We start from the raw sequence: 12,678 nt of genomic DNA on the forward strand, positions 1-12,678 counted from the left end.
CTTCTCTCACTCAAACTCACGGCACGGCTGGCAGGAGTCGGGGTGCCTGCCGTCAGAGCCGCGATTCGTCGCGGGCGGCTGAACGCCGTCACGCTGGCGGAGGCTGAACGCGCCGCGGTCCGCAGCGTGGATCTCCGCGAGGCTGCCCGCTACTACGGGTGGCCCCCCGGGCTGGTGGACCGGCTCGATGATGAGATGAGAGTCGGCGCTCCCGAAGGACAGGACGTCTACAAACTGGATGAGGAATCGGACGGACCCGAAGGAGTCGGCCGCCGGGCTGCCGGTTCCCGGACCGTCGCCCCGCGGGTAGCCGAGACCGATGTGGCCGAGTACGAGGTCGCGGTAAACGCAGTCGTCGAAGTCGAGCACGTCGCGCGCGGATCCCGCCTTGTAGCAATGCCCTCGGCGGCCCGGGATGCCTGGGCGCGCACGATAAGGAAAACGGCCGGGGACGGCCTGGTGCCGGCCGATCCCCCCATCGGCTTCAGGCTCATCCTTCCCCGGGAGAGCGCGGCGCTGCGGCGGCGGGAGGTGTACGACCTGGTGGTGGACGGCGAGGTCGTCGGCACGGTGCTCGACGAAGGCTTCGCGCTCTATGTCCGCGACAAGTGTCGGCGAGGCGAAGTGTTCGTCAACGGCCACGGCGCCATCAAGTTCCGCCCGCGAGTCCCCGCGCGGTCCACCCGGATGAACGACGCGCGGAAACTGGATGACCTGAAGAGGTACGCCGGGGAGGCGGTGCGGGCTGCCGAAGACGACGACGAAGAGACGTTCCTGCGCAAGCTTCGGCAACTGCTCGCCATAGCGTACGATGGCGCCGAGTCGCTTCGGAACCTGGACATGGAGCGGGACCGGGAGACCTGTATCGTTCTCGAGCACGTACCCGACCTGCCCGAAGCGATGAAGTGGATCCGGTGGGCGTGGCCCATGGTGACGGGTGCCGGGGGGGATGACGCCTGACCTCGAGCGCTTCCGCCGGGCGATGGACGAGCAACTCTCGCCGCCGTGGCGGCTCCCCTTCCTCAGATTGGAGGAGGAGCAGCTTCTGGGGTTGGACGCCCCGACTCTCGGAACCCTGCTGGACGAGTATCCGAAACGGTACCTGACCGATCCCGAAGGTGCCCCCGCCGCGTGGTTCCTCGACGAAATCCAGGTCGTACCTGGCTGGGAGCGGCTCGTGCGGCGGCTTCTGGACGCCCGGCGGGTCGAAGTCTTCCTCTCGGGATCTTCCGCGGCCCTCCTCTCGCGCGAGATCGCCACGGAACTGCGGGGGAGGGGTTGGACGGTCCTCATGCATCCTTTCAGCTTCGAGGAAGCTCTTCGGCACGGCAGCTCGGATGCAGCTGCTACGGGACTACGTGGATGTCGCGATTCTGAGGGACGTCGTGGAACGCCACGGCGTCCGGAACGTGACGGGACTGCGCTGGCTGGTGCGACAGCTGCTGGCGAATGCGGGATCTCTCTTCAGCGCGACGAAGTTCCATGCTCGGCTGAAGTCGCAGGAGATCGCCATCGGTCGCGACTCCGTGCACGATCTTGTCGCCCACCTGGAAGATTGTTTCCTGGTGCGGGACGCGCGAATATCGGCCACGCGCTGGAAACCGCCGTGTTCGTCGAACTTGAACGGCGCGGCTGTGAGGTGACGTACGTGCGGACGCCCGGAGGTTACGAAGTGGACTTCCTGGCGCGCGCACCGGGCGGCGACGCCGAACTCATCCAGGTGTGCGCCGACGCCTCCGACCCCGTCACCGCCGAGCGAGAGATCCGGGCCCTCCTCGACGCCGCCCCGCGGGGGGCCGTCGCCCACCGCCGGCTGCTGACGCTTACGCGGGCGGGACTCCCGCCGGAGGCTCCCCCGGGGATCGAGGCCTGTCCGGCGTACGAGTGGCTCCTTGCGGATTCGGATCCGGAAGCCCGGCTGAGGCCCGCACCGCCCGGTTGGCGATAAACCCGGCCGTGACCGCCGCGGCCGGCATGCTCACCGCCGATCTCCAATCCGGAGGGATGTTGGTCACTCACGGCTGGGGGCCCCCGGCACGAAGCATGTCGAGAAGACGCTTGGCGGACGGCGCTCCTGACTCAACGACAGACGGGTTGATCTTGCCCAGGATCGTGAAGCTGTTCGGTCCCTTGTCATAGGCCTCCTTGGTCGTGTGGCGGGTGGCATTGGCAAGACAGCGCAGAACGTCAGCCTTGCTGATCTGCTCGACGTTCGGGTTTCCAGGAAGCGCGCTCACTTGAAATCCCTGGCCGTAGAAGGACTCCAGAGCCGACTTGTCGGCCAGGAACCATGACTCCATGACTTGTACCATCAGGTGGCAGTGGTCGTTGCCCGCGCCATTCGGCCGATCCCAGGTGTCCCGATTGCGAAGGTGTTCCCAGGGATTTGCAGCCGTAAGAGGATCTTCGGCATCAACGAGAAGCATCGGGGTTCTTTCCCCGATGTCGAGGGCCTTCTTGAAGCTGTCGTACGCATTCTGGCGCCCGCCGCAGGCCACGATGCGGGGCATCCTGCCCTCAACACCTGCCTTTTCGACGAACTTCCTGAAGCCTCTCCGACACTGTGTCTTCAGCTCCTGGAGTCCCCGCCGCCCTCCACGTAGAGTGCGATGCTCACCAGCGCGTTCCCCCGATCTCTCCCCGCATCCACAACTCTCCGAGGCGATACTTCTCGAGCCACGGTTCGAGTTTCTCGGGGTCAAGGCGCTCCAGCCGCGTTGAGCCGCCGACCTTCTCACAGACGACGACCGTCTCCGGCGTGTCCGTAAGCGCATCGACCATTATGTCTGAGTGGGTGGTCACGATGAGCTGAGTGCGGGTACTCGCCTCGAGCAGGAGTGCCGCCAGCTGCGCATGGATGTCCGGGTGTAACCCCAGTTCCGGTTCCTCGATCGCTATGAACGGCGGCGGCTCGGGATCGACCAGGATTGCCAGCAGACAGAGGAAGCGGAGTGTCCCATCGGACACGCGGCGCGCAGGAATGGATAGGTTGCCTTCGGTGAGGTAGAGGGTCAGCGCTCCGCCTTCTGGAACTACCTCGAAGTCACTGAATCCCGGGGCCAGTTCACGGATCAGTTCGAGCAGCCGTTGCTTGACGAGAGGTTTCCCCTTGAGCACGGCGAGGCGCGCCGGGAGGTTATCGAGGTTCTCGGACAGATGATCCGCCCTCACGCTTGGCGAGCAGGCCTCTCTGACAGCCGCGTCTGGACCGAACTGCCAACGTCGGTAGATCCGGATTCGCGCCAGAGTATCCGCCAATCGGCCCAGTTCCGGGTATTCTTCGGGATCCCTTCGCTGGGACAGAATGGACTGAGTCATGTCGAGGGTTTCCCTTCGAAGTTCTCTACGCCGCCCGTCCCGCACGTTCAGCATCGGGCGGCCATTCTCGTACCCAAAGTAGAAGTATGGTTTGTCCTTGTCCTTGGGTTTCGCCTCGTTCTCCAAACGCTCGTCGAGAACGACAAATGAATCGCCCTGTACCCCAAAGACCAACCGATACCGAACAGCCGGATCGGTATGGAATTGGGCTATTCGGCCTTCGGCGAACACCAGGTCGATACAGGCGGAAGGAGGGTCCACGCGGGGACCGGCTCGCGCACTCGATGGATCGCATTTCCACAGCCAGTCCTGTACACGGCCGCCCTGCCGGATCGGCAGGGGAAGGTCTCGCGGGACGGCCCGCAGCACCGACACTGCTTCAACGAGATTGGATTTGCCGGACCCATTCGGTCCGATGACGACATTCAGCGGCGCCAGGGGGAACTCCTTCGTAGCGTACCCAAAGGAGAGGAAGCCCCTGAGTGTGATGGCCTTCAGAAGGGGGCCAGGTGGCTCAGCCATGTGGGTCTCCGTCAATCGAGTGGATCAAGGCCACCATGATGACGCCGCTTGCCGCAGTCCGCTACGCGGCCGGCCTGCTCACCGCCGCAACTCGCCGATCCGGGCTTCGATCTCGTCCACCCGCCTGTCGAAGCGCACCTGACGTGCCGGCTCAGGTTGCCGACTCGGGCAAGATACTACCCTCGGCCCATCAACGGGGGATCAACCGCCGCGGAAAACTGGCGCGGAAGCGCTGACCGCGTCTACGATCCCCGGCTATGAAAGACGCCACCCCAGCAGCCAACACCGACGCCAGCGCCAACATGCTCATCGTGCGGGGGGCCCGGGAGCACAACCTCCGCGACATCGACGTCGAGCTGCCGCGCGACAGCCTCATCGTCGTCACCGGGCTGTCCGGCTCCGGCAAGTCCTCGCTCGCCTTCGACACCATCTACGCCGAGGGGCAGCGCCGCTACGTCGAATCCCTCTCCGCCTACGCCCGGCAGTTTCTCGGCGTCATGGAGAAGCCCGACGTCGACGTCATCGAGGGACTTTCGCCCGCCATCGCCATCGAGCAGCGCACGGCCGGCGGCAACCCCCGCTCCACCGTCGGCACCGTCACCGAGATCTACGACTATCTGCGCCTCCTGTGGGCCCGCGCCGGCACCCCCCACTGTCCCTCGTGCGGCCGTCCCGTGCGCCCCCAGTCGCCCACGCAGATCGCCGGGCAGATCCTGCAGTGGCCCGCCGGCGCCCGCATCGAAGTTCTCGCCCCCCTCGTCCGCGGACGGAAGGGAGAGTTCCGCGACCTGTTCGAGCGCACGCTGCGCGAAGGCTTCGTGCGCGCGCGCGTGGATGGAGAGTTGATAGACCTGTCGGAGCCTCCCACCCTCGATCGCCGCCGCAACCACCACATCTCCGTCGTGGTGGACCGGCTCACGGTGCGCGCCTCCGACCGCGAGCGGCTGGCGGACTCCGTGGCGACGGCCCTGCGCATGGCCGACGGCGTGGTCGAGGTCGCGCTCTACCCCGGCGCCCGGGCGAAGGGCGGCCGCGGCGCCGAGCCCGAGGCGCACCTGTTCAGCGAGCGCTATGCCTGCCCCGGCTGCGGGCTCGGCATCCCCGAACTCGAACCCCGGCAGTTCTCCTTCAACTCCCCCTTCGGCGCCTGTCCCGAGTGCGACGGCCTCGGCTCCCAGCGCGTGCCAAACGCCGACCTCATCGTGGGCGGCGACCAGATCTCGATTCTCGAGGGCGTCCTCCTCCCCATGGGGGCCCCCAGCGGCAGCACGCGCCGACACCAGCTCCCGCGGCTGGCCCGCAAGATGGGATTCGACCTCAACACGCCCTGGGGAGCGCTCGACGACGACCAGAAGCAGGCCATCCTGTACGGCGACACCGATGTCGGCTGGGAGGGCGCGGTGGCGGCGACCCTCCGCCGCTATCACGAGACCACCAGCGAGCGCGTGCGGCTCGCGCTCGACGAATACATGACGCTCTCGACCTGCCTCGCCTGCGACGGCGGCCGCCTGCGTCCCGAGAGCCGGGCCGTGACCGTGGAGGGCGTCTCCCTCCCCGCGCTCACCGCAAAGTCGGTGGCCGAACTCCGCCCCTTCCTCGCGGGCTGGGTCGAGGGCGCGCGCGCGGCCGGCGGCCAGACGTCCGAGATCCGCGCCCCCATCCTCAAGGAAATCGTCGAACGCCTCGAGTTCCTCGACCACGTCGGCCTCGGCTACCTCACCCTGTCGCGTTCGGCGGGCACCCTGTCCGGCGGCGAGGCCCAGCGCATCCGTCTCGCGACCCAGATCGGGAGCCGGCTCGTCGGCGTCCTCTACGTGCTCGACGAGCCCAGCATCGGCCTCCACCCGCGCGACAACGAGAAGCTGCTCGGCACGCTCGCCGCCCTCCGCGACCTCGGAAACACCGTCCTCGTCGTCGAACACGACGAACTCACGATCCGCCGCGCGGACCACATCGTCGACATGGGACCGCGGGCCGGGCGCGAGGGCGGGGAAGTGATGGTCTCCGGCGACATCGACGCACTCCTGGCCGACGAGCGCTCGCTCACCGCGGCCTACCTGCGCGGCGAGCGCGAGATTCCGGTGCCGTCCGTCCGCCGCCCGCCCCTGCAGGGCCGCCTCGTGGTGCGCGGGGCCCGGGAGCACAACCTGCGCGGCATCGACGTCGCCTTCCCCCTCGGCCTCTTCATCTGCGTCACCGGCGTGTCCGGCTCCGGCAAGTCCACCCTCGTCGAGCAGATCCTCTACCGGCGCCTGGCGCGCGAGATCTACCGCTCCAGGCTCGTCCCCGGCGCGCACGACGCGATCGACGGTATTGAACTTTTCGACAAGGTTATCGACGTAGACCAGAGTCCCATCGGCCGCACCCCGCGCTCGAACCCCGCCACCTACACCGGCGTCTTCACCCCCATCCGCGAACTCTTCGCCCGCCTGCCCGAGTCCAACATCCGCGGCTACGCGCCCGGCCGCTTCAGCTTCAACGTCAAGGGAGGGCGCTGCGAACCCTGCCGCGGCGACGGCCTGGTGAAGATCGAGATGCACTTCCTGCCCGACGTGTACGTGCCCTGCGACATCTGCCGCGGCCGGCGCTACAACCGCGAGACGCTGGAGGTCCTGTACCGGGGCCGCAGCATCGCCGACGTGCTCGCGATGAGCGTGGACGAAGCGCTCGAGTTCTTCGACGCCGTGCCCACCCTCGCGCGCCGCCTGAGCACGCTCTCGGACGTCGGTCTCGGCTACGTGACGCTGGGCCAGCCCGCCACCACGCTGTCGGGCGGCGAGGCCCAGCGCGTGAAGCTCGCGACCGAACTCGCGAAGACGAGCACCGGCCGCACCATCTACATCCTCGACGAGCCCACGACCGGCCTCCACTTCGAGGACGTGCGGCTCCTCCTGGGCGTCCTGCACCGGCTCGCGGACCGCGGAAACACGATCATCGTCATCGAGCACCACATGGACGTCGTGAAGACGGCCGACTGGGTCATCGACATGGGCCCCGAGGGGGGCGCCGGGGGCGGTCTCGTCGTCGCGGAAGGGCCTCCGGAACATGTTGCGCGGACGCCGGGTAGCCACACGGGTCGACACCTGTCGTCGCTCCTGCGCGAGATGGGCGAACCACCGGCTCGAACGGCAGGTGGAACTTTAGCCGTATGACCCGGGCAGGTCGGTCCGTGCACAAGTCTCGCCCGTTCTTGACGCACGGGGGAACTTTTGCCATACTTGGAAACGTGGAGGTGGGGGATGTGGAGGGGTTGGGCCTGCCTTGAATCGCCTCCCCGAGTACCTGACTCAACGTGAAAAGATCGTAATCTCGTCGCCCCGGTTTCGACCGGGAAATCCTGGCTCTTGCCGGAGACGACTCACGGAGTTAATCGAAAAGAGACAAAAGAGGTTTCGCGAAGTCCGACGCTCTTGACCCTCATCGGGAGCGCCGGTATGTTCAGCCCGTTTTGCGGCTGGGGTGTGGTGCATCGCAGGTACAAATCGAATGCCAGCGGCCGCGAGGTCGGCGAAAGTCAGTCACCACCCGAAGGACTTCATCCTGAGGAGGAGTTGAATGAGGAAGGTTACGAAAGGCCTGTTGACGACAGGGATTATCGCCTTGGTCATTGGCGCCTGCGGAGACACCGTCGAGGTGCTCGTTCCGGACCCGCCACCGCCAGCGCCGCCCCCCGTAATTCCACCATTCCCGCCGCCACCGCCGCCACCGCCACCGCCGCCGAATCAGGCACCGGCGGCCGTTGGCTCAATTCCGGCCATCAGCATCAACCCGGGCGGGACCAGCACGGTCGACGTGGCCGGATACTTCAGCGACGCGGATGGTGACGAACTCAGCTACGACGCCGGATCCTCGAACGAGGCCGCCGCCACCGTCTCCATGGACGGTTCATCGGCGACGGTTACCGGCGTGGCCGACGGAACCGCGGTCGTGACGATCACGGCGCGCGACCCGGACGGTGGGGCCGCCGCCCAGAGCGTCAGCGTGACGGTCGGTGACGGCGTGGCCGAGAACCGGTCGCCCGTCGCCGTGGGAACGATCCCGGCGCACGACGTTGACGTCGGTGGCGCGATCAGCATCAGACTGGGCGCCTACTTCTCGGATCCCGACGGCGATGCACTGACGTACGCCGCCGAATCGTCCAATAGCGATGCGGCCACCACATCCGTCGAGGCTGCGACCGTGACCATCAGCGGCGTGGCCGATGGAAAGGCCGTCGTGACGGTTACGGCGAGCGACCCGGACGGCGAGAGCGCTGAGCAGACGGTCAGCTTGACGGTCGGCGACGGCGTGGCCGAGAACCGGTCGCCGGTCGCCGTGGGAACGATCCCGGCGTACGACGTTGACGTCGGTGGCGCGATCAGCATCAGACTGGGCGCCTACTTCTCCGATCCCGACGGCGATGCGCTGACGTACGGTGCCGAATCGTCCAATAGCGATGCGGCCAGCACATCCGTCGAGGCTGCGACCGTGACCATCAGCGGCGTGGCCGATGGAAAGGCCGTCGTGACGGTCACGGCGAGCGACCCGGACGGCGAGAGCGCTGAGCAGACGGTCAGCGTGACGATCGGCGACGGCGACAGTTCGAACAATCCGCCGGTAGCCCAGGGTTCGATTCCGGACCACTCCGTGGGAGTTGGCGGGACAGTGACCGTTGACGTGACGGGGTACTTCAGCGATGCGGACGGTGACGAGCTCAGCTACATGGCATCGAGTTCGAACGCCGACGTGGCCACTGCCTCCATGGAGGGCACGACGGTGACGATCGAGGGCGTGGCCGCCGGCCAGGCCGTGATCAACGTCACCGCCAGCGACGGCGAGTCGACGGTTGCGCAGGGCTTCAGTGTGACCGTCGAAGCGGCACCGGCGAACAATCCGCCGGTAGCCCAGGGTTCGATTCCGGACCACTCCGTGGGGGTTGGCGGGACAGTGACCGTTGACGTGACGGGGTACTTCAGCGATGCGGACGGTGACGAGCTCAGCTACATGGCATCGAGTTCGAACGCCGACGTGGCCACTGCCTCCATGGAGGGCACGACGGTGACGATCGAGGGCGTGGCCGCCGGCCAGGCCGTGATCAACGTCACCGCCAGCGACGGCGAGTCGACGGTTGCGCAGGGCTTCAGTGTGACCGTTGAAGCGGCACCGGTGAACAATCCGCCGGTAGCCGTGAGCACGATTCCGGGTTCGAGCTTCGAGATCGGCGGCACGGGCACGATCGACGCGGCCGGCTACTTCAGCGACGCGGACGGCGACGAACTGACCTACACGGGATCCAGTTCGAACGAGGGCGTCGCGACGGTCGCGATGGAGGGCTCGACGGCGACGATCACCGCGATCGCGGCCGGCGATGCCGTGATCACGATCTCGGCAAGCGACGGATCCGCGTCCGTGTCGCAGGGCTTCACCGTGACGGTCCAGGCGGAGCCGGTGAACAACCCGCCGGTAGCGGTGGGTACGATTCCGGGTTCGAGCCTCGAGATCGGCGGCACGTCCACGATCGACGCGGCCGGCTACTTCAGCGACGCGGACGCCGATGAGCTGACCTACACGGGATCCAGCTCGAACGAGGGCGTCGCGACCGTGGCGATGGAGGGCGCGAGCGCGACGATCACCGCGATCGCGGCCGGCGATGCCGTGATCACGATCTCGGCAAGCGACGGATCCGCGTCCGTGTCTCAGGGCTTCCGCGTGGAGGTTAACGCGGGTCCGAAGGAGGCCACGGTTGTTATCACCAGACTGCTGGACGCGGATCGGCAGCAGATCAGCAATCCGTCGGGCATCTCGGGCACGATTTACGTGGTCCTGGATGTGGAGTCGAACGATGAGACGTGGACGGACATCGGTCTCACGCTGGGAGGCGAGACGGTAACTCCCATGTGCCGCGGCAGTGCCTCTGCCGACGTAGCCGTGGGCCCCGGACTCGCCGCCGCAGGGCAGGCCGAGATCGAGTGCCAGCTCACCACCAACGCAGTTGTGGGTGAGTGCGTGGGGATGCAGCTCGATCCCAAGTACGCCAACGGCGAGTACCAGTTGGGTGCCTTCCTCACCACCGATGCGGACGAGCGGCGCGCAGCCATCGCCCCTCTGCCGATCTCGCTCGGCAATCACGGGTTCGTGATGATCGCGCATGTTCCGGGCAGCCAGTCCGAGCTCGGGGCCCACACGAGCGGGCTCACCTTCTACGGCGGTCCGAACGCCGAGGGCAACGTCAACCAGTTCCACGCGTGCCCGGTCGCGTACGACGGCACTGTCGTTGGAAAGATGCGGCTGTCCACCATGCACACCGACACCAGCAGGCCGACGCCGACGCCCGTCGCGGACGCCACCTCCTTGAGCTTCAGGGAGAGCCGGTTCGGTCCGGACTATCCGAGCAAGGAAGCGCCGTTCACGTGGTCCGCCGGCACGCAGTGGTGGAACCCCAACAACAGCCTGGAGAACATCCCGGGCGGGGACGACGCGAGCGAGACGTGGATCGTCAACGATGGACAGATTCTCGATCCCAACGGCCTCGACGCCACCGCGACGTTCCGTGCGGGCGGCGAGACGGCGAAGCTCGGGCCGCTTCACTTCGACTTCAAGGCCCCGGTGCGAACGAACGAATCGGAAGTCGTGATCGCCACCTCAAACAATCCCGCGACCTGGGAGTCCACGACAGCGACGTACTACCGCGACAGCTCGGGTGGGAGCACGCGACGCCTGCGGATCACGGAAATGACCGAGATGGGTGTCGGGCACGTGTACGGCACGACCTCGGCCATCGCCGTGGGCGACTGCGGGGTGGCCGGCAACGCCGACACTCGGGGAAGCACGGCGTTCACTCCCTTGGGGGGCCTTGAGAACGTCACGCTCATCAATCAGTTGCCCGAGGAAGATCCTATCGCGAATGGCGTAGCGGATGGCGGCGGGGTCGATTGCTACGTGGCAGAGGTCCAGTCTCTGGCGGACCGGCTGGGGAATGCCGTCGGTCTTGCCGACGTGGCGAGGATCCGTACGGCCTCGACCTTCGGCGTGGACCGCACGGCGCCCGAGATCAGCCGCGAGCGGCCCTCCGAAGCGCTGGTGCTGTCGAGTAATTCGCTGTTCTTCGAGGTCGAAGACCCGCGGCTCGGAACCGGCGAAGACGGCAGTGGGCTGGCGCGCAACGTTCTTGCGTGGGCCGGCAGCTCGAATCCCAATTCCGGCCAGGTCTACTGGCGTGCGTCGGGGACGACGGTCGCCGCCAACGGATCGGTCGAGATCGATATCGATCCAGCGGGGAACGCCCGCTTTGCGCGTGAAGCGAGTCACACCGTGTACGCCGCGACGCCGGACGTTGCCGGCAATTACGCGTCCACGGCCTTCACGTTCGTTCGCGATCAATCGGATCCGGTTCTCTCGCTCTCCGCGGTGCCGAACGATTTCGGCAGCATCACGGCGAAGTCGGTGAGCGTGAGCGTGGCGGGAACGCTGAACGACGCGACGGAGATCCGGCGTGCGTTCCTCAGCATCCATCACGGTACCACCTGCACGGCCGACGATCCGTTGGAGGCGTCGCAGGTGAGCGGTCCCGTGCGGCGGCTCGACAACGACAGCAACTCGATCGAGTTCTCCGAGGTGTTCACGGTCAAGCAGGGCGACGACAACAGTGAGACGTCCTACTGTTTCTTCCTGCACGGCGAGGATGACGCCCGCGACGCGGATGACCGCGCTGCCGCGAACTCGTACAGCGATGTCATCTCCACGTTCAGCGTGACGTGGCCTGCAGGACCGGTGGTGCCACCGGGCCCGACGTTCGAGTTCCAGAGCGCGGACGACGCAGCAATCCGGCGACGTTCGGCACTGGACGAGGGCTCGACGGCACACGCCATAACAGGTCGGCTACTGGGTCCGCTGGCGACGGCAGACGCCCCAACGGCGACCGCGCCCGTCACGGTGACGATCAGCCCGCCGGCCGAGGGTGATGCGTGAGTCCCGATGACACTGAGCGTTCACGTCGGCAACGGACAACGTTGGCGCAGGTCGTCCGCACACGACCTGAACCGATGATCCGAAGAGCACATCCGTGAGACCACACGGCGACGGACTACGACGGCGGCGTCGCTGACGGTGACGGTGACGGACGATGACTTCTCGCTCTCCGCGGAGTGTGACGTCCGTGACCGAGGACGCCGACAGTGCCACGGTGGTGGCCACCGGGCTCACCGCGACACGGCTGCGGCCGGGCAAGAGGTAGCGGTGCATTTGCACAGTGGCGGCCAGACGCCGACAGGACTTCAACGCGTGACCTCGGTGGCACGGCGATGGTGGCAACAACATCACGATTTGGGCATGACGTCGACGATCGACCGTGTACGTGACCGACGATTGATGACACGTGCATGGACGAAGCCGGTGACGCGATTCGTTGAGCGACACCAACAACGCCGATGTGAACGGGGACGTGGTTCCGACCTCGATCATGATCATCGACGCCGACGGATACGCGTGTCGCGAGTCACATCGCTGGATGAGGGGTCCGGTGCGACGGTGGTGACCGGTCCGGCGGTCAGCTGGGTGCGCCGTCGACCGAGGATCCTCACGTCGTCGACGATCGGGGATGTCGCCGCTGCGAAGGGGTTGCCGGCCTCGAGTGACGCAGACGTTCAGCACCCCGACACGGATAAGATGTCGATGCGAGCGGGACGGTGACGGTGACGCCGGTCGATGACATCCACGACAGGCGAACCAGGACGTTGCGCCGTCCCGGTCACCGTTGCGCCTCCGGCGAAGCCTGGCAGCCACCGTTAGGGACGTTCCAGGCGGCCGAGCTGAGACGATCGGTCAACGCGGACATTTGACGCCGAGAGCTAACCACAACTC

General features: G+C 66.8%; 7 protein-coding genes and 1 pseudogene. 6 read left to right on the forward strand and 2 right to left on the reverse strand.

Translation table 11 applies throughout. The features are described 5' to 3' along the window. Positions 1–42 precede the first annotated feature (42 nt). From ACN9M6_RS13020 to ACN9M6_RS13035, 4 genes and pseudogenes are all read left to right on the forward strand, one after another. A complete protein-coding gene (locus tag ACN9M6_RS13020; RefSeq protein ID WP_419163327.1) occupies positions 43–960 on the forward strand; it encodes a hypothetical protein in 918 nt (305 codons plus the stop codon). A 22-nt stretch (positions 961–982) separates the two neighbouring features. Beyond that, positions 983–1,309, forward strand: a pseudogene (locus ACN9M6_RS13025) (ATP-binding protein); the annotation flags it as partial. 28 nt (positions 1,310–1,337) lie between these two features. Further along, positions 1,338–1,643: a hypothetical protein gene (locus ACN9M6_RS13030; RefSeq protein WP_419163778.1), complete on the forward strand. Its 306-nt coding sequence runs from the start codon at positions 1,338–1,340 to the stop codon at positions 1,641–1,643. After that, the gene (locus ACN9M6_RS13035; RefSeq protein WP_419163779.1) at positions 1,607–1,948 is read left to right on the forward strand and encodes a hypothetical protein; all 342 of its coding nucleotides are present in this window, start codon (positions 1,607–1,609) and stop codon (positions 1,946–1,948) included. Before ACN9M6_RS13030 ends, ACN9M6_RS13035 begins: the two co-directional genes overlap by 37 nt. Positions 1,949–2,015: 67 nt before the next feature. Here ACN9M6_RS13035 and ACN9M6_RS13040 read toward each other — a convergent pair whose 3' ends face one another. Further along, positions 2,016–2,510, reverse strand: coding sequence for a DUF4276 family protein (locus ACN9M6_RS13040; RefSeq protein ID WP_419163328.1), 495 nt, complete (start codon positions 2,508–2,510; stop codon positions 2,016–2,018). A 103-nt stretch (positions 2,511–2,613) separates the two neighbouring features. Further along, positions 2,614–3,840 (reverse strand): AAA family ATPase, encoded by a 1,227-nt coding sequence (locus tag ACN9M6_RS13045; protein ID WP_419163329.1) that lies wholly within the window; start codon positions 3,838–3,840, stop codon positions 2,614–2,616. Between the two features lie 257 nt (positions 3,841–4,097). Between ACN9M6_RS13045 and uvrA the strand changes: the two genes are divergently transcribed. Both uvrA and ACN9M6_RS13055 read left to right on the forward strand, forming a co-directional pair. After that, positions 4,098–6,992 (forward strand): excinuclease ABC subunit UvrA, encoded by a 2,895-nt coding sequence (uvrA, locus tag ACN9M6_RS13050; RefSeq protein ID WP_419163330.1) that lies wholly within the window; start codon positions 4,098–4,100, stop codon positions 6,990–6,992. A 640-nt stretch (positions 6,993–7,632) separates the two neighbouring features. Continuing rightward, positions 7,633–11,787, forward strand: a complete 4,155-nt coding sequence (locus ACN9M6_RS13055; protein ID WP_419163331.1) for an Ig-like domain-containing protein — start codon at positions 7,633–7,635, stop codon at positions 11,785–11,787. Positions 11,788–12,678 lie beyond the last annotated feature (891 nt).

This window comes from Candidatus Palauibacter sp. (genome assembly GCF_965197445.1).
GTDB lineage: Bacteria > Gemmatimonadota > Gemmatimonadetes > Palauibacterales > Palauibacteraceae > Palauibacter.